The sequence below is a fragment of the Streptomyces boetiae genome (assembly GCF_031845405.1).
GTDB lineage: Bacteria > Actinomycetota > Actinomycetes > Streptomycetales > Streptomycetaceae > Streptomyces > Streptomyces boetiae.
In genome coordinates this window covers 47267-67064 of record NZ_JAVREN010000021.1, presented here as the reverse complement: position 1 = coordinate 67064, position 19798 = coordinate 47267, and the positions used below count along the sequence as shown (strand labels likewise).

At 77.5% G+C, this 19798-nt stretch carries 2 protein-coding genes; both read right to left on the bottom strand.

What is annotated here, in order from left to right:
* Positions 1–6: 6 nt before the first annotated feature.
* Positions 7–213, bottom strand: a complete 207-nt coding sequence (locus RM780_RS15675) for an MbtH family protein (protein ID WP_311631336.1) — start codon at positions 211–213, stop codon at positions 7–9.
* Complete coding sequence (locus RM780_RS15670; protein WP_311631335.1) at positions 210–19640, bottom strand: non-ribosomal peptide synthetase; 19431 nt, start codon at positions 19638–19640, stop codon at positions 210–212. Before RM780_RS15670 ends, RM780_RS15675 begins: the two co-directional genes overlap by 4 nt.
* Positions 19641–19798: the final 158 nt, after the last annotated feature.

Sequence of the window (19798 nt, the reverse complement as noted above, 5' to 3'; positions counted from 1 at the left end):
GGCGCCTCAGCCGTGCTCCTCCACCAGGCTGCGCGGGCGCATGTCCGTCCAGTGGGCCTCGACGTACTCCAGGCAGGCCGCCCGGCCGGCCGGCCCGTGCACCACGGTCCAGCCCGGCGGGACCTCCGCGAACTCCGGCCACAGGCTGTGCTGGCCCTCGTCGTTGACCAGCACGGTGAAGACGCCCTCGGCGTCGTCGAACGGGTTGCTCATCGCGTTCCCCTCTCGTGGGATTCGGTGGGTGCGGACGCCGCCGCGGAGGCGGTGGCGGCGGTGACGGTTGCGGTGGCGGTGATCAGGGCGCGCAGGGCGGTGAACCAGCCCTCCGCGAGGGAGGCGACGGCCTCCCGGCCGAGCACCGCCTCCGGCCAGAACCAGCGGGCGGAGAGCACCGGCCCGCCGGGCCGGTCCTCGGCCACCACGCTGACGCTCAGCGCGTGCCCGGCGCGCATCCCAGGCTCGGGGCCGATGTCGGCGGCCTCCTCCTCGGGCGCGTAGGACCAGTCGGCGCCCTCGGGAACCCCGAACCGGCCCAGGTAGTTGAATTCGACCTCCGGCGCGGGCCGCCCCGAAAGCGCGGGCGCCGTGCGGGGGTTGAGGTGGCGCAGCAGGCCGTGCCCGAGCCCGCCGTCGGGGATGCGGGCCAGCCGCTCCCGCATCAGCGCCACGGCCTCGGAGGCGGCCGGGCCGCCGGCCAGCGCCTCCTCCAGATCCACGGCGCCCGGGTCCACCCGCACGGGGTGGACGGCGGTGAACCAGCCCACCGTGCGGGAGAGATCGGCGTCGCCCGCCGCCTCCCCGGCGCGGCCGTGGCTCTCCAGGTCCACCACCGTCCCCAGGCCCGCGTCCTGGCCCTGCCCGCGGCGCCAGCGCTCCAGCGCCAGGCCGAACGCCGCCAGGAGCACGTCGTTGACGGACGCGCCGAACGCCGCGGGCACCGTGGAGAGCAGCGGCCCGGTGTGCTCGGGCGGCAGGCGCAGCTCCAGCTCGCGCACGGTGCCCTCCACGTCCCGCCCGGGGTCGAGCGGGCTGCGCAGCGGCAGTGGGGCGGTGCCGTCCAGCGCCTCGGTCCACAGCGGGAGTTCGGCCTCGCGCTCGGGGGCGCGGGCCAGCTCGCCCAGGCGGCGGGCCCAGCGGCGGAACGACACGGGCACCGGCTCCAGGGCAGGGGCGCGGCCCTCGGTCACCTGACGCCAGGCGTCCGCGAGGTCGGGCAGCAGCACCCGCCAGGACACGCCGTCCACCACCAGGTGGTGGGCGAGCAGCAGCAGGCGGCCGGGCTCCCCGCCCCGGTCGAACCACACCGCCCGCACCATCCGGCCCGCCTCGGGGTCCAGCGCCGCGCGGGCGGCGTGGGCGCGCCCGGAGACCGCCTCGTGCAGCGCCCGGCCGTCGAGGCCCGCGGCGTCCACACGCTCGATCCAGGACTCCGCGAGCGCCGCGGCCCCCTCCGCCCCGGGCACCCGCAGCTCCCAGCCGCCGGGGCCGCCCCCGTGGCGTATCAGACGGGCGCGCAGCATGTCGTGCCGGGCGGCGAGCGCGCCGAGCACGGCGGCCAGGCCGGGGCGATCCAGCGCGGCCGGGGTGCGCACCAGCGCCACCTGGTGGTAGCCGTGGAACGCGCCTCCCAGCTCGCGCAGCCAGTGCATCACGGGCGTCAGCGGGACGGAGCCCGTGCCGTCCGAGGCCCCCGCCTCGCCCCCGGCCTCGATCCGCTCGGCCACGGCCGCCAGGCCGGCCGCCGTCCGGTGCAGGAACACCAGGCGCGGGGTGATCCGCCAGCCCGCAGCGCGGGCGCGGCTGACCAGGGTCATCGCCAGGATCGAGTCGCCGCCCAGGGCGAAGAAGTCGTCGTCCGCGCCAGGCCGTTCGACGCCCAGGACGTCGGACAGGACCGCGCAGAGGGCGCGTTCGGCCTCGGTAGCCGGCTCCCGGCCGCCGGCCGCCGCCGCGAACTCCGGCTCGGGCAGGGCGGAGCGGTCCAGCTTGCCGCTGGGCAGGACGGGCAGCGCGGGCAGCACCACCACGGCCGCCGGGACCATGTGCTCGGGCAGCCGGGACGCGGCGTGCGCGCGGAGCGCCGCCGGGTCCGGCGCGGACTCCCCGGGTGCGGCGGCGGCCGGGACCGCGTAGGCGACCAGCCGCCGCACACCCCGCGCGTCCTGATGCGCCGTCACCAGCGCCTGGGCGACGGCCGGGTGCGCGGTCAGCGCCGCCTCGATCTCGCCCGGCTCGATGCGGTAGCCGCGGATCTTCACCTGGGCGTCGGCGCGGCCGAGGTAGTCCAGCAGGCCGCGCGCCGTCCAGCGCGCCAGGTCGCCGGTGCGGTAGAGGCGCGAGCCGGGCGGGCCGAAGGGGTCCGCGGCGAAGCGCTCGGCCGTCAGGTCAGGACGGTTGAGGTAGCCGCGGGCCAGGCCCTCGCCCGCCAGGTACAGCTCGCCGGTCACGCCCGGGGGCACCGGCCGCAGCCGGGCATCCAGCACGTAGGCGCGGGTGCCGGCCACCGGGCGGCCCACCAGCGGGCGTTCGCTGTCCTCGACACGGCCCACCAGGGCGTCCACCGTGGACTCGGTGGGGCCGTAGAGGTTGAACACCCGGGTGCGCGGGGCGAGTCCGGCCAGCCGTCGCCACAGGGCGGGGGAGACGGCCTCGCCGCCCACGCCGGCCACGGCCAGCGGGCAGGTCCCGTCCGGGTTCAGCAGCCCCGCCTCCAGCATCCGTTCGAGGAAGGAGGGGGTGACCTCCAGGAAGTCGAAGCCGTGTGCGCGGACGGCGGCGGCCAGCAACTCCGGGTCCCGGCGGGTCTCCTCGTCCACGACGTGCACGCAGTGCCCGTCCAGCAGCCACAGTTGCGGCTGCCAGGAGGCGTCGAAGAAGAACGGCCAGGCGTGGCCCGCCCGCAGCCGCTCCCGCCCGGTGGCGGCCTTGGCCGGGGCGTACAGCGTCGCGCGGTGGCTGCGGAAGAGCGCGGCCACGGAGGCGTGGGTGACCACCACGCCCTTGGGGCGGCCGGTGGAGCCCGAGGTGTACAGGACGTACGCCGGGTGCCGCGCGTCCAGCGGCGCCAGCCGTTCGGCGTCGGTCAGGTCGCCCGGGTCCTCGGCCGCCAGCAGGGCCCGCGTCTCCGGGGCGTCCAGGAGCAGGACGGGAACGCCCGTCTCCGCCGCGCCCGGAGCCAGGGCCCCCGTGGTGAGCAGGAGCAGCGGGCGGGAGTCCGCCAGCATCTCCGCCGTGCGCGCGGACGGGGCCCCGGGGTCCAGCGGGACGTACGCGGCGCCCGTCTTCAGGACGGCGAGGATCGCGGCCAGGGCCTCGGCCGTGCGAGGCAGGGCCAGGGCGATGGCCGTCTCCGGGCCCGCGCCGCGGCCCACCAGCAGGCGGGCGAGGCGGTTGGCGCGGGCGTTGAGCTCCGCGAAGTCCCACTCCACGCCCGCCGAGGCCACCGCGGGCGCGTCCGGCGTGCGGCGGGCCTGGGACTCGAACAGCGCGGGCACGGTGGCCGGTTCGGCCTCAGCGACCGCCGCCGGGTCCGCGAGCGGCGCGCGCGGGGCGTTCCACTCCTCCAGCACCCGGGCCCGCTCCGGCTCGCTCAGCAGCTCGAACTCCCCGATCCGGCGGCCGGGTTCGGCGGTGACGGCCCGCAGCAGCGTGCGCAGCCACCCGGCGATGGCCTCGGCCGTGCCGTGGTCGAAGAGGTCCGCGCTGTACTCCAGCACGCCGTCCACGCCGCCGTCGCCCGCGCGTTCGACGAAGTCGAAGGACAGGTCGAACTTCGCGGTGGCCTGCCCGACGGGCTCCTCGTGGGCGGCCAGGCCGTCGAGCCCGGGGCCGTCGCCTCCCGCCGCGAGGTAGACCACCATCACCTGGAACAGCGGGTGCCTGGCCAGCGAGCGCGGCGGGTTGACGGTCTCCACGACGCGCTCGAAGGGCACGTCCTGGTGGGCGAACGCCGCGAGATCCGCCTCCCGCACCCGGGCCAGCAGCTCGCGGAAGGTGGGGTCGCCCGAGGTGTCGGTGCGCAGGACCAGGGTGTTGAGGAAGAAGCCGACCAGGTCCTCAAGGGCCTCGTCGCCGCGCCCGGAGATCGGGCTGCCCAGGGGGATGTCGGTGCCGGCGCCGAGCCGGGTCAGCAGGGCGGCCACCGCCGCCTGCATCGCCATGAACGGGCTGACCCCCGCCTCCCGGGCCAAAGCCCGCAGCGCGGCGGCCAGTTCGGGTTCGAGGGACAGGTCGGCCTGCCCGCCCCGGAAGGTGGACTCGGCGGGCCTGGGCCGGTCGGCGGGCAGGGCCAGCTCCTCGGGCAGCCCCTCCAGCGCCTCGCGCCACCAGGCGAGCTGGCGGGCGGCGGGGCTCCCGGGGTCGCCCTCGTCGCCCAGCACCTCCCCCTGCCAGAGGGTGTAGTCGGCGTAGTCCACCGGCAGCGGCGCGAACGCGGGTGCGGCGCCCGCGCGGCGGGCCGCGTAGGCGGCGGCCAGGTCGCGGAGCAGGGGCGCGTCCGACCACTCGTCGCAGGCGATGTGGTGTACCAGGATCAGCAGGACATGCTCGCGCTCCGAGAGCCGGAAGACGGCCAGCCGGACGGGCGCCTCGCGCTCCAGCGCGAAGCGGTACGCGGCGGACTCGGCCAGCCGGGCGGGCAGTTCGGCCTCGGTGACCTCCTCAAGACCGACCGGGACCGTCACGTCCGCCGGGTCGAGGACGTGCTGGCGCGGGCGCCCGTCGCGCTCGGGGAAGACCGTGCGCAGCGCGGGGTGGCGGGCCACCAGGTCGGCGGCGGCGGCGCGCAGCGCGCCGAGGTCGAGGTCGCCGGTCAGCCGCCAGGCCGCGGGGACGTTGTAGGTGGCGCTCGGCCCTTCGAGGCGGTACAGCACCCACAGGCGGCGCTGCGCGGCGGACAGCGGCAGCTCGTCCGGGCGTTCGGCGGGCGGAACGGCCCGCAGCGGCGCGCGCCCGGCGCCCCCGGCCGCCCCCGCGGGCGCCTGCGGCAGCCGCGCGGCGAGCCGGGCCGGGGTCGGCGCGTCGAAGACCTCGCGCAGCGCCAGGTCCACGCCCAGGGCCGCGCGGACCCGGGTGACCAGCCGCATCGCGAGCAGCGAGTGGCCGCCCAGCGCGAAGAAGTCGTCGTCCGGGCCGACGCGTTCGGCGCCCAGGGCGGCGGCGAACGCCTGGCACAGCAGCTCCTCGCGCGCGGTGCGCGGGCGGCGCCCCCCGGCGGCCGTTCCCCCGAGGCCGGGATCCGGCAGCGCGGCGGCGTCCAGCTTGCCGTTGACGGTGCGCGGCAGCGCGTCCACGGGGACGAACGCCGCGGGCACCATGTACGCGGGCAGCGACGCCGCCGTGTGGGCGCGCAGTTCGTCCGGGCCGGGCGCGGGGACGCCGGGCGCGGGGACGACGTAGGCGACCAGGCGGCGGGCCGCGGCGTCCTCGCCGGGGGCCTCCCCCCGGGCGCCGGGCGTGTGGACCACGGCCGCGGCCTGCGCGACGCGCGGGTGGGCGGCCACGGCCGTCTCCACCTCGCCCAGCTCGACGCGGAAGCCGCGCAGCTTCACCTGGTCGTCGGCCCGGCCCAGGATGCGCAGCGCCCCGTCCCGGCCGCGCCGGGCGATGTCCCCGGTGCGGTACATCCGTTCGCCGGGCGCGCCGAAGGGGTCGGCGACGAACCGCTCGGCGGTCAGGCCGGGCCGGTCGAGGTAGCCGCGGGCCAGGCCCGTGCCCGCCAGGTACAGCTCGCCGGGAACGCCCGCGGGGACCGGCCGCAGCCGGGCGTCCAGCACGTGGGCGCGGAGGTTGGGCAACGGTGCGGCCCGCTCCGGCAGGTGGGCCCCGGCGTGCCGCCCGTAGGCGTCCACGGTGGCCTCGGTCGGCCCGTACAGGTCGTGGACGCGGGTGTCCGGCAGGGCGGACAGCCGCCGCCACAGGCCCTCGGGCATGGCCTCGCCGCCCACCACCAGGACGCCGGGCCGGTGCCGGCCCTCCGCGAGCAGCCCGTGGGCCGTCAGCTCCCGCAGGTAACTGGGCGTCAGGTCGGCGTGGTCCAGGCGCTCGTCCTCGACCAGGCGCACCAGTGCGGCGGGGTCGGTCATGACCTCCTCGTCCGCGACGTGCAGGGTGTGCCCGGCCAGCAGCCACAGCAGCGGGTCCCAGGAGCCGTCGAAGCTGAACGAGGCGGCGTGCAGGGCCCGCAGGGGCCGGCCGGCGCGGTCGGCGGCCGGGCCGATGACGTCCTCGGCGTGCGCGGCCAGGAGGTTGGCCAGGCCGCCGTGCGTACCGACGACGCCCTTGGGGCGGCCCGTGGAGCCGGAGGTGTGGATGACGTAGGCGGCGGCCGGGGCCGGCCACGGTCCCCGGGGTACGGGACCGGACGCCCCGGCGGCGCGCGCGGCCTCCGGGCCGTCCAGCCCCAGGACGGGCGGGCCCGCCTCGGGCAGCCGGCCGGCGAGCGCGGCGGTGGTCAGCACGCAGGCCGGGGCGGCGTCGCCGAGGAGGAACGCCAGCCGCTCGACGGGGAGTTGCGGATCGAGGGGGAGGCAGACGGCGCCCGCCCGCAGCACGCCCAGGATCGCCGGGACCATCTCCCGGCGGGGCAGGAGGAGCCCGACGACCGGCTCCCGCCCGGCGTGGCTGCTCGCGCCCGCGACCAGCCGCGCCACGGCGTCCACCCGCCGCGCCAGCTCGCGGAACGTCAGCCGCTCCCCGCCCGCGACCAGCGCGGCCCGTCCGGGGTGGGCCGCCGCGACGGCCGCGAACGCCTCGGGCACCGGCCGGTACGGGTAGGCGCGTTCCGTGGCGTTCCACGCGGTGGAGGCCGCTCGCCGCTCGGCGTCGGTGAGCACGTCGAGGGCGCCCACGGGCCGGGCCGGGTCGGCGGCGACCTGGCCGAGCAGCCCGGCGAGGCGGTCCACCAGGGCCTGCGCCGTGCCGGGGTCGGTGCGCTCGGCGGCGTAGTCGAGCAGCAGGTCGATGCCCCCGGCCGAGCCCCGGTCCACGACGGTGAAGTCCAGGTCGAACCGGGCCCGTCCGGTGTCCATCTCGAACCACTCGGTGTCCAGGCCCAGCAGGTCCGGGTCGCCCTCGGGCCGGTAGTGGTAGCCCAGCATCACCTGGAAGAGCGGGTTGCGGCCCGCGGCGCGGGGCGGGTTGACGGCTTCCACGACCCGGTCGAAGGGCACGTCCTGGTGCTCGAAGGCCGCGAGGGCCGACTCCCGCACCCGTGCCAGGAGTTCGGTGAAGGCCGGGTCGCCGGAGAGGTCGGCGCGCAGCACCAGGGTGTTGACGAAGAAGCCCACCAGGTCGGTCAGCCGCTCGTCGGTGCGCCCGGCGATCGGCGCGCCCAGCGGGATGTCCTCCCCGGCGCCCAGCCGGTGCAGCAGCGCGGCGGTCGCGGCCTGGAAGAGCATGAACATGCTGGCGTTGGAGGCCCCGGCCAGCTCGCGGAGGGCGGAGGCGGTCGCGGCGGGCAGGGCGGCGCGGACCGTGCCGCCGCGCCCGGTCGGCTCCTCCGGCCGGGGCCGGTCCAGCGGCAGCGCCAGCTCCTCGGGCAGCCCGGCCAGGGCGCCGCGCCAGTGCGCGAGCTGCTCCTCGCCCGACTGTGCGAACAGCCGGTCCTGCCACAGCGTGTAGTCCGCGTACTGCACGGGCAGCGGCGGCAGGTGGGGGTCGCGCCCGGCGGCGCGCGCGGCGTAGGCGGCGTTCAGGTCGGCCAGGAACGGCCGGTCGGACCACTCGTCGGTGGTGATGTGGTGCAGCACGAGGGCGACCACGTGGTCCTCGGGCGCCAGCCGCAGCACCTCGGCGCGCATCGGCAGTCCGGCGGTGAGGTCGAACGGCCGCCGCTGCGCCGCCTCGACGAACGCGGCGATCCCGGTCTCGCCGCCCCCGGCCACGGTGAAGGACAGGGCTTCCCGGGCCTCGTCGGAGGGGAGGATGCGCTGGTACGGCTCGCCGTCCTCGTCCACCGCGACCAGGGTGCGCAGCGCCTCGTGCCGCGCGGCCACGTCGCCCAGCGCGGCCCGCAGCGCCTCCGGGTCGAGAGCCCCGCGCAGCCGCACCACCAGCGGGAAGTTGTAGGCGACGCCGTCGCCCGCCAGGCGCTCCACCAGCCACAGGCGGCGCTGCGCCGCCGACAGCGGCACCCGCTCCGGGCGCCTCCGCACCGGCGCAACGGCCGGGCGCGCGGGGCGGGAGGCGCCCGCCCGCTCGGCCAGCAGCGCCGGGGTGGGGGCCTCGAACAGGTCGCGGATGGCCAGCTCGGCGCCCAGCTCGGTGCGGGCCCGGCTGACCAGGCGGGTCGCCAGCAGCGAGTGCCCGCCCAGGTCGAAGAAGTGGTCCTCGGCGCCCGCGTCCCCCTCCAGGCCCAGCACCTCCGCGAACAGGCGGCACAGCACGGCCTCTTCGGGCGTGGCCGCGGCCCGTCCGCCCCCGGCCCCGGCGGGCGGACCGGCCGGGGGCAGCGCGCGGACGTCCAGCTTGCCGTTGTCCGTCATCGGCAGCCGGTCCAGCACGACCAGCGCCGAGGGGACCATGTAGGAGGGGAGTTCGGCCTTCAGCTCCTCCCGCAGCCGCCGCGCCAGCCGGTCGTGGCCGCGCGCCGCGGCGGGGTCGTTCGCCGTCGCGCGGCCCTCCTCGACGGCCCGGAACAGGCCGGTGGTCAGCCCCGCCGCCCGCAGGAACACCGCCTCGTAGTGGCCGGGTTCGGGACCCCAGGTGGTCAGCACCCGGTAGCCCAGGGCCGCGCCCAGCTCGTGCAGGTCCTCCGGCTCCGCGCCCCCGGTCACGCCGGACCCGGGCTCGTCGGCCAGCCGCGCGTCGGGAACGCCCGTGATCCGCAGCCGCTCCGGGCCGCGCCCGGCCAGCTCCCGCCGCAGGGCCTCCAGCCCGCCGGGCCAGGGAAGTGCGGGCGCGTCCGCCAGGGGCAGCCCGGCCGCCGCGTTGCGGTAGAGCAGGGCGTCGTAACGGTAGCGGCTGAGCTCGTTGTGCAGCCTCCCGCGCTTGGTGCGCAGCTCCACGCCCACGCCGCGCTCCGCGAAGGCCGCGAAGTATGCGGGGTCGATGAGGAGTTCCTTCTCCGCGCGGACCGCGCGGGCCACCGCCGCCGGGTCGGCCGTTCCGGTGCGGGCGTGCTGCACGGCCGCGTGGAAGACGGGCGCGGAGCGCAGGTCGCGCAGGTCGCCCAGGAAGAGCACCCCGTCCTCGGACAGCAGGCGCAGCGCGCCCTCGATCACCTCGGTGAGGTAGGCGGCGCTGGGGAAGTACTGGATGACGGAGTTGATGATCACCGTGTCGAACCCGCCCGCTGGCAGGTCCTCCAGCTCGTGGGCGGCGCGGTGCAGCAGCTCCACCTTCCCGGCCAGCGCCGGGTCGGCGGCCACCTCGGCGCGCAGCTTGCGGATGACGGGCGCGGCGAAGTCCGTCGCGCAGTACGCCTCCGCGTCGGCGGCGAGGCCGGAGAGCAGCAGGCCGGAGCCGACGCCGATCTCCAGCACGCGGCGGGGCGCCAGCTCCCGGATGCGCTCCAGCGTGGCGTGCCGCCACTCGCGCATGTGGCCGAAGGGGATGGGCTGCCCGTCGTAGCTGCTGTCCCAGCCGGCGAAGTCCTCCTCGCGCAGGGCCGTTTCGATGCGCTCGTACTCGTCCGAGTACACCTCCTGCCACTCCCCGACCTGGGCGCCCTCGGCCACCTCCCGTTCCTCGGCGGAGAGTTCGGCGGGCACCACGTAGCCGGCCAGCCGGTCGTCGCGGACGATCACGGCGGCCTGGGCGACGCCGGGGCGGCGCTGGAGGGCGTCCGCGATCTCGCCGGGCTCGACCCGGTAGCCGCGGATCTTCACCTGGTCGTCGGTGCGGCCGAGGAAGTCGAGGTTGCCGTCCGGGCGGCGGCGCATCAGGTCGCCGGTGCGGTACATCCGCTCGCCCGGCGCGCCGAAGGGGTCCGCGACGAAGCGCTCGGCGGTCAGGCCCGGCCGGTTCAGGTAGCCGCGGGCCAGGCCGGTGCCGGAGATGTACAGCTCGCCCGGCACGCCGTCGGGCACGGGCCGCAGCCAGGCGTCCAGCAGGTAGGCGCTGGTGCCGCGGATGGGGCGGCCCACGGTCGGGGTGGCGCTGTCGCCGGTGCCGCCGCCGAGGGTGTTGATCGTGTACTCGGTGGGGCCGTAGAGGTTGTAGCCGTAGGTCCCCTCGGCGTCCCGCAGCCGCTCCCACACCGCCTCGGAGACGGCCTCGCCGCCGAGCAGCACCAGCGGCGGCCGGTGCCCCTCCAGCAGCCCGTGGTCCAGCAGCAGGTGCGCGTACGTGGGCGTGACGTTGACGACGTCGATGGCGTGCGCCTCGCAGTAGGCGGTCAGCCGCTCGGCGTCCCGCCGCAACTCCTCGTCGCAGATGTGCACTTCGTGGCCCTCGACGAGCCACAGCAGCTCCTCCCAGGACATGTCGAAGGCGAAGGAGACGGTGTGCGCGACTCGCAGCCGCCGCCCGCCGGCCGAGGCGATGGCCGGGGCGAAGATCTCGCTCTGGTGGTTGAGCTGCATGTTGGTCAGGCCCCGGTGCGGGGTGACCACGCCCTTGGGGCGGCCGGTGGAGCCCGAGGTGTAGATCAGGTACGCCGGGTGCTCCGGGCTCAGCCGGGGGCGTTCGGCCTCCTCCAGTGCGCCCCCGGGCAGGGCGGCCAGCTCGCGGGCGGCGCCCGGGTCGTCCAGCAGCAGGCGCGCGGTGTCCGGCGCGGCGCTCTCCAGACGGGCGGCCACGGGCCCGGTCGCCAGCAGCAGGAACGGCCGCGCGTCTGCCAGCATCAGCGCCAGCCGCTCGTCGGGGTGGTCCAGCTCCAGCGGCAGGTAGGCGGCGCCGGAGCGCAGCACGGCGAAGAGCGCCACGACGGTGTCCACCGAGCGCGGCAGGCCGAGGGCGACGACCCGCTCGGGCCCGGCGCCCCGCGCGCGCAGCAGCCGTGCCAACCGGTTGACCCGGGCGTCGAGTTGGGCGTAGCTCACCCGCTCCTCGCCGCAGACCAGGGCGGTGGCCTCGGGGGTGCGGGCGGCCTGGGTGGCGAGCAGCCCGTCGATGGTCTCCTCGGGCGCGGGCACCCGCGCCTCGGCCCAGGAGCGCTCCAGCGCGGCGCGCTCGCCGCCCAGCAGCGGGTCGAGGGACGCGGCGCGGGCCCCCTCGGGCGCCTCCGAGAGCCGGGCCAGCAGCGCGGCGAACCGGTCCAGCAGGGTGCGCGCGGCCTCGGCGTCCACCGCGTCCGGGCGGTGGTTGAGGGTGACGCGGATGCGGCGGCCGGGGGTGACGACCAGGCTGACGGGGTAGTGCGTGGCGTCCACGTTGGCCACGGCCGTTGCCCCGTACCGCTCGGCGAGTCCGCGCAGCCGGTCCTCGGTGTCGTTGTCCCGCAGCACGAACAGCGTGTCGAACAGCCGCCGGTGCCCGGTCTCGGCCTGGAGCACGCCCAGGCCGATGTGCTCGTGCGGCATCAGCGCCAGGCGTTCGTCCTGCACGCGGCGCAGCAGCGCCTCCAGCGGCTCGGCCGGGTCGAACGCCAGGCGCGCGGGCACGGTGTTGAGGAAGAGGCCGAGGATGCGCTCCACGTCCGGGACCTCGCTCGGGCGCCCGGCGACGGTGGTGCCGAAGACCACGTCGGTCCGGCCGGTGGCGGCGGCAAGTGCCATGCCCCAGGCGGTGGTCAGCAGGGTGTAGAGGGTCAGGCCCCGCTCGCGGGCGGCGGCGCGCAGGCGGTCTCCGAGGGCGGGGTCGAGCAGGGTCTCGACGCTCTCGGGGATGACCGGCTCGGGCGCGGCGGCCTCGTCGCCGGCCTGGGCGGCGGGCGCCAGCAGCGTGGGCTCCTCCAGTCCGGCCAGGGCGGAACGCCAGGCTTCGGCGGCCCGCGCCTCGTCCTGGGCGCGCAGGTGGAGGAGGTAGTCGCGGTAGGAGCCGGGGGGCTCCAGCGCGGCGTCGTCCCCGCCGGAGGCGTAGAGCGCGAAGAGCTGGTCGAGGAAGAGCCAGGCGGACCAGCCGTCCCACAGGATGAGGTGGCGGCCGGTGATGAGGCGGTCCCCGCGCTCCGCGCCGAGGCGTACCAGGATCATCCGGAACAGCGGCGGGCGGGCCAGGTCGAACTTCTCCCGCCGCGCGGCGTCCAGCAGTTCCTCCAGCGCCCGGTCCTGGTCCTCGCGGCCGAGGTGGCTGAAGTCGGTGACGGTCAGGGGGGGTTCGGGCTCGCGCAGGATGAACTGCGCGGGCCGGCGCAGGCCCTCGCTGGTGAACCCGGCGCGCAGCGCGGCGTTCCTGGCCAGCAGGGTGGTCAGCGCGGCCCGCAGCCGCTCCTCCTCCAGCGGGGTGGCGAAGTCGAAGGACTCGAAGACGGTGTAGACGTCCCAGGTGCCCGCGTCGAAGGCGGAGTGGAAGAACAGGCCCTCCTGGAGCGGGGACAGCGGCCAGATGTCCTCCACGGGCCCGGGCGCGAGGCGTTCGATCCGCTCCCGCTCCTCGGGCGTGGGCGCCTCGTCCCCGAACAGCGCCTCCGCCCCCGGCCGTTGAGCCTGCGCCTTGGGGGCAACGGCCGTGGCGGGCGCGGCGGCGGCCAGCGCGGCGGGGGTGCGGTGGTCGAAGACGTCGCGGGGCGTGAGGGCCCAGCCGGCCTTGCGGGCGCGGCTGGAGACGCCGATGGAGGTGATGCTGTCGCCGCCCAGCAGGAAGAAGTCGTCGTCGGGGGAGACCTGTTGAAGCCCCAGCACCTCGGCGAAGATCGCGGTCAGCGCGGCCTCGGCGGGGGTGCGCGGGGCGCGGGCGGCGGCCCGGCGGGCGCGGGGGGCGGGCAGGGCGGCGCGGTCCAGCTTGCCGCTGGGGGTCAGCGGCAGGGCGGGCAGGGCGACGTAGGCGGTGGGGACCAGGGCGGCGGGCAGCTCGGCGGCCAGGGCGGCGGACAGCTCCTCGGCGAGCCGGTCCGCGCCGGCCTCGGCGCCGGGGGCGGGCACCACGTACGCGGCCAGCTCGCCGCCGACCACGGTGACGGCGGCCCGGGCGACGGAGGGCTGCCGGGCCAGGGCCGCCTCGATCTCGCCCGGCTCGACGCGGTTGCCGCGCAGCTTCACCTGCCGGTCGGTGCGGCCCAGGTACTCCAGCGTGCCGTCCGCACGGCGGCTGACCAGGTCGCCCGTGCGGTACATCCGCGCGCCGGGCGGGCCCCACGGGTCGGCCGTGAACCGTTCGGCGGTCAGGCCCGGACGGGCGTGGTAGCCGCGCGCGAGCTGGACGCCGGACAGGTACAACTCGCCGGGCACGCCCGGCGGGACGGGCCGCAGCGCCGGGTCGAGGACCCGCAGCCCGGTGTTCCACACCGGCCGCCCGATGGGGACGGTGCCGGTGTCCTCGCCGGGCGCGTAGCGGTGGAAGGTGACGTCCACGGCCGCCTCGGTGGGGCCGTAGAGGTTGTGCAGCGGCACGCCGGTCAGCGCGTGCCAGCGCGCGGCGGCCCGCGCGGGCAGGGCCTCGCCGCTGGTGAACACCCGCCGCAGGCCGGCCGCCCAGGACGGGTCGGCGGTGATCTCCCCGTCGCCCAGGAAGGCGTCGAGCATGGCGGGCACGAAGTGCAGGGTGGTGACGCGGTGTTCGCGGACGAGGGAGGCCAGGTAGGCGGGGTCGCGGTGCCCGTCCGGGCGGGCCATGACGACGGCGGCGCCCTCGCACAGCGGCCAGAAGAACTCCCAGACGCTCACGTCGAAGGAGGAGGGCGTCTTCTGCGCGATCCGGTCCCCGGCGGTGAGGGGGTGGGCGCCCTGCATCCACGCCAGCCGGTTGAGCACGGCCCGGTGGCTGACGACCACGCCCTTGGGGCGGCCGGTCGAGCCGGAGGTGTAGATCAGGTAGGCGGCGTCCTCGGGCCGGGCCTCCCGGGCGGGGGTGCCGCCGTGCGGGCCGGCCTCGCCGGGTCCGGCGACGGCCCAGTCCGGGCCGGGGCCGGGCTGAGCCCGGTTCCCGAGCGGCTCGCCGCCCAGCGGAGAGCCGCCCGCGGCCGGCGACACCCGGCCGTCGCTCGGCGGGCGCTCGCCCCCCGCCGGAGCGGGTGCGCGGCCGGGCGCGGCCGGGGCGTCCGCGGCCTTGCGCAGCACCAGCAGCCCGTCAGGCGCCGCAGCGGCGTCCCTGGCCGCGCCGGGGGCCAGGCCCGGGACGCGGGAGGCGGCGGCCGGGGTGGTCAGCAGGAGGCGGGCGCCGGAGTCGGCCAGCATGTGCGCCAGGCGCTCGGCCGGGTAGTCCAGGTCGAGCGGCAGGTAGGCGGCGCCGGAGGCGAGCGTTCCCGCCAGGGCCGTCATCAGGGCGGCCGAGCGCGGCACGGCCACGGCCACGACCTCGCCGGGGCCCGCGCCCGACGCCCGCAGCCGGGCGGCCAGTTCGGAGGCGCGCGCGGTCAGCCCGGCGTAGGTGAGGGTGGCGTCCTCGGCGATCACTGCGGTGGCGTCCGGGGTGCGGGTCGCCTGCGCGGCGAGGGCAGAGGCCAGGGTGCCGCCGGGGACGGCCACGGCCTCGCCGGTGAGCGCCGCGGCGGAGCCGGAGATCTCCTGCGGCCAGGTGAACGCCGCGTGTTCGCCGGGACCGCCGAGCGCGGCGGCGTCGTGCCCCGCGCCTCCGCCGGAAGCGCCGCGAGGCGCCACGCCGCCCGCCAGGGGGTCAAGGCGCGCGGCCGGAGCGTGCGGGTCGTCGGCCAGGGCGCGCAGGGTGCGGGTGAGGGCCTCGGCGACGCGGCGGGCGTCCTGTTCCGTCAGCCGCCCGGGGTGGTACTTCAGCCGCAGGTCGAGGGCGCGTCCGGGCTTGACGATCAGCGCCAGCGGATAGTGCACGGTGTCGTGGAAGGTGTGCCCGGTGATCCGCAGCGCGCCCGTGGGGTCGGACGGGGCGTCCTCGCCCGGGTAGTTCTCCAGCACCACCAGCGTGTCGAACAGGTCGCCGCCGCCGGAGTGCCCGGCCGCGCGCTGGATCTCGGCCAGGCCCAGGTGCTGGTGGTCCAGCAGCGCGGCCTGCTCGGCCTGGAGGCGGACGGCCACGGCCGCCGCGCTCTCGCCCGGCCGCCAGGCCAGGCGCGTGGGCAGGGTGTTGATGAACAGGCCGACCATCTCCGCGACCCCGGGCACCCGGGGGTCGCGCCCGGAGACGGTCGTGCCGAACAGCACGTCCTGGCGCCCCGTCAGGCGCCCGGCCAGCAGGCCCCACGCCGTCTGCACCAACGTGCCCTGCGTGACGCCGAGTTCGCGGGCACGAGCCGCGAGGCGGGCGGTGGCCTCCCCGGGCAGCTCGACGCGCACGTGCGCCGGCCGGGGGCGTTCGGCGCCCGCCTCGCCCGGCACCACGCGGGTCGGCTCCTCCACCCCGGCGAGCGCGGCCCGCCAGGCGTCGCGGGCCGCCGCCGCGTCCTGCCGCGCCAGGTGTGCGAGATGGGCGCGGTAGGGGGCGACGGGCGGCAGCTCGCCCCCGCCGTAGGCGGCCAGCAGCTCGCGGTGCAGCACGGGCAGCGACCAGCCGTCCGCGACGATGTGATGGAACGTCAGCACCAGCCGGGCGCGGCCGGGCCCCAGGCGCATCAGGGCGCAGCGCAGCAGCGGGGGGTCGGCCAGGTCGAACGGCCGCTGCCGCTCCTCCTCGGCCAGCGCGGCGGCCAGCGCCTCGCGTTCATCCTCGGGCCGGGTGCCGAGGTCGGCCTCCTGCCAGGGCAGGGCGGGGTCGCGGGCCACGAGCTGGAGCGCGGTGCCGGTGGCGGGGTCGGTGCGGAAGCAGGCGCGCAGCGGGGCGTGGCGCCGCAGCAGGGCGCGGGCGGCCTCGCGCAGCCGGGCGGATTCCAGCTCCCCGGCCAGCTCGATCACCTGCTGGACGACGTAGGCGTCGCGGCCCGGCCCGTCGAGCAGGGAGCGGGCGTGGAACCCGGCCTGGAGCGGGCTCAGCGGCAGCACCTCCTCCACGCCGCCGGGAACGTCCTCCCCGGCCGTGCCCAGGGCGGCGGGGGCGGGCAGCTCCCAGGGCGCGGCGGCCTCGTCCTGCGGCGCCGACTCCCGTGCCACGCGGGCCAGTTCGGCGACCGTGCGGTGACGGAACACGTCGCGGGTGGTGAGGTCCAGGCCCCGCTCGCGGGCGGCGATCAGCAGCCGGACGGCGCCGATGCTGTCCCCGCCGAGCGCGAAGAAGTCGTCGTCCACGGTCACCGAGGACAGGCCCAGCACCTCGGCCGTCAGCGCGCACAGCAGCTCCTCGCGCGGGTCGCGGGGGGCGCGGCCCGCGCTGAGCGCGCCGTAGTCGGGGACGGGCAGCGCGGCCGGGTCGAGCTTGCCGCTGGGCGTGACGGGCAGCCGCCCCAGGGGCACGAAGGCGGCGGGGACCATGGCCGGCGGCAGCCAGGCGGAGGCGTGGGCGCGCACCGCCCGCATCAGCGCGGCCACGTCGCGGAACGGCGCGGGCCGGTTGGCCCGCGGGAATCCGCCGCCCGCCGGGCGGTAGAGGGCGCCCGGCGGCAGCTCGCCGAGGGCGTAGAGCACGTCCACGGCCCCGTCCCCGTCGGGGCCGGTCCAGGTGGCGGCGGCGCGGTAGCCCAGGCGTTCGCCCAGCCGCAGCAGCTCCTCGGGGTCGGCGGCGGGAACGGCCGGGCCGCTGCCGTCCTCCAGGGCGCGCAGGGCCGCGAGGTCGGGGGCGAGCCGGGCGTTGGGCACGCCGGTCACGCGTAGCAGCGCGGGCCGTTCCGCCAGGCGGGCGGCCAGGGCCTCCTCGCCGCTCCACGGCAGCTCCTCGGGCTCGGGTTCCCGGGCGTGCGGGGCGCCCGCCGGGGTGAGGACCACGTCGTAGCGGTAGCGGGTCAGCTCGTTGTGGTGCTCCCCGCGCTTGACGAGGATTTGCGCCTCGAAGCCGTCCAGGGCCGCGAAGTACTCGGGGTCCAGGAGCAGTTCGCCCTCCCAGGCGACGGAGGCGTCCACGGACTCGCGCAGCGCCCGCTTGCCGGACGCCTCGCCGCCGCGCGCGCGGCGGGTCTCCACGGCCGCGCGCAGGCAGCGCAGCAGCCGCAGGTTGCGCACGTCGCCCAGGAAGATACGCCCGCCGGGCGCGAGCAGCCCGGCGGTGCGGCGCAGCACGTCGGTGAGGTAGCCGGCCGAAGGAAAGTACTGGGCCACCGAGTTGATGATCACCGTGTCGAACGCGCCCGCCGGAAGGCCCGCCGTGTCGTGGGCGGGGCGGGCGCTCAGCTCCACGTGTCCGGCCAACTCCGGGTCGGCGGCGAGCCGTTCGCGCAGCGCGGCCACGGCCTCGGCGGAGAGGTCGGTGCCGGTGTAGTGCTCGCACTCGGGCGCGAGGCCGGTCAGCAGCAGGCCGGAGCCGACGCCGATCTCCAGCACGCGGCGGGGCGCCAGCTCCCGGATGCGCGCCAGCGTCGCGGCCCGCCACTCCCGCATCTCCTCCAGCGGGATGGGCAGCCCGTCGTACATGCTGTTCCAGCCCGCAAAGTTCTCCTCGCCGCCGTCCGCGCGCTCGTCGCCCCCGGCGGCGTAGAGGAGTTCGTGCACGTCCTTCCAGCCCTCGACGCGCCCGGCGGCCCCGGGGTCGGCGGCGCCGTCCAGCGCGGGCACGACGTACGCGGCCAGGCGCCGGTCGCCGGGCCGGTCCTCGCGGACGACGACGGCGGCCTGGGCGACGCCCGGGTGGGTGCGCAGCGTGGACTCGATCTCGCCGGGCTCGATGCGGAAGCCGCGGATCTTGATCTGCGCGTCGGCGCGGCCGAGGAACTCCAGCCGCCCGTCCGCGCGCCACCGCACCAAGTCCCCGGTGCGGTAGAGGCGTTCGCCGGGCGCGCCGAAGGGGTCGGCCACGAAGCGCTCGGCGGTCAGGTCGGGCCGCCCCAGGTAGCAGCGGGCCAACCCCTCGCCGCCCAGGTACAGTTCGCCGGTGATCCCGGCGGGGACGGGCCGCAGCCGGGCGTCCAGCACGTAGGCGCGGGTGCCGGGGTCGGGCACGCCGATGGGAACGATCGAGCCGGGCTCGGCGTCGGGGGAGCAGCGCCCGAGGGTGGAGTTGGTGGTCGCCTCGGTGGGGCCGTAGGCGTTGAACATCATCCGGCCGCCGGCGTAGCGCGCGGTCAGCTCCGGCGAGACGCGCTCGGTCCCGGCGAGCAGGGTGGCCCCGGGCGGCAGCGTCACGCCGGGCGGCATCGCGGCGAGCAGCGCGGGCGGCAGGATCATGAACGTGACGCCGTGCGCGCGGGCGTAGTCGGCCAGCGGGGCCCCGGCGACGCGGCGGTCGGCGGGGACGACGACGAGCGTGCCGCCGGAGAGCAGGCCCAGGCACAGGTCCCAGAACGCCACGTCGAAGGCGGGCGAGGCGAATTGGAGCACGCGGCTGTCGGGGCCCACGCCGAGGCGCTCGCTCTGGGTCGCCACCAGCTTGGCCACGCCCGCGTGGGTGAGGACCACGCCCTTGGGGCGGCCGGTGGAGCCGGAGGTGTAGATGACGTAGGCGGCGTCCAGCAGGCGGGGGCGGGCGTCGGGCGCGTGCTCCGGGAGCCCGGCCAGCTCGGCGGCGAACGCGGGGGAGTCCAGCAGCACGAGGCGGCCGTCGGCCCCGGCGCCAGGGGCCCGGTCCGCCGGAAGCCCCTCGGCCGCCTCGCCCGTGGTCACCAGGCAGGCCGGGCGCGCGTCGTCGAGCAGGTAGGCGACGCGCTCCGGCGGATAGTCGGTGTCCACGGGCAGGTAGGCGGCGCCGGTCTTCAGGACGGCGACCTGCGCGACGATCATCTCCGCCGAGCGCGGCACGGCCAGCGCGATGACCGCCCCGGGCCGGGCCCCGCGCGCGGCCAGGGCGTGGGCCAAACGGTTGGCCCGGGCGTCGAGTTCGGCGTAGCTGAGGCGGGTGTCCTCGAAGACGAGGGCGGTGGCCCCGGGCCGGGCGGCCACCTGGCGGGCGAACAGCTCGGGCCAGGTCAGGCGCGGCACCGCGTGCGCGGTGTCGTTCCACGCGGTCAGCACCTCGTGGCGTTCGCCCTCGGTCAGCAGATCGAGGTCCCCGACCGGGGTGTCCGGACGGCGGGTGGCGTCGGCCAGCAGGGTGGCCCAGTGGCCCAGGATGCGGTCGGCCGTCTCCGGCGTGAACAGGTCGGCGCGGTAGGTGAGTTCGGCCGTTCCCTCGCCCGTGATCGTCAGGGCCAGGTCCAGCGGCGTCTCCGAGGCTCCGGGCCCGAAGCCGGTGTTGGCGAACGCCCCCCCGCCGCGCGTCGGTTCGGGCGCGAGCGCGGCGCACAGCGCGGCGGGCCGCACCGGATGCTCAAGGGCCGCCCGGCGGGCCTCGGTCACGCGCCGGACCAGGGCGGCGAAGGGCTCGGCGCCGGAGACGGCCAGGCGCAGCGGGAGCCCGCCCACGGCGACGGTCACCTCGCCGGAGCGCTCGCCGCCGTAGCGGTACAGCAATGCCACCAGCGCGGTGAGGCGTTCGTCCTCACCGCCCGGACCGCCGCCCGGACCGCCGCCCGGACCGCCGGGCGGCAGCGGCCGGACCGCGAGGGCCGTTTCGCCGGGGCCCCCTCCGGGGTAGGGAAAGTCGGCCGGCAGCGTGGCCTCGCGAGGCGGGGGGCTGAGCAGCTCCCGCCAGTAGCCGAGGGATTCTTCGACGCGGGACTCATCCTGAGCGGCCACGGGCGGCTTGCCTCCTCAGACGTTCGACTGCCCGCTCCACCGGAGCAGGCCGCCCGTTATAGTAAAGTAAGCCTTACCTAACCAGAAGCCCCGGATTTCTTCTGTGACGCCCCCGACTCCGCTGTTCCCTGTGAGGTAAGGTTCGCCTAACTTTGGGG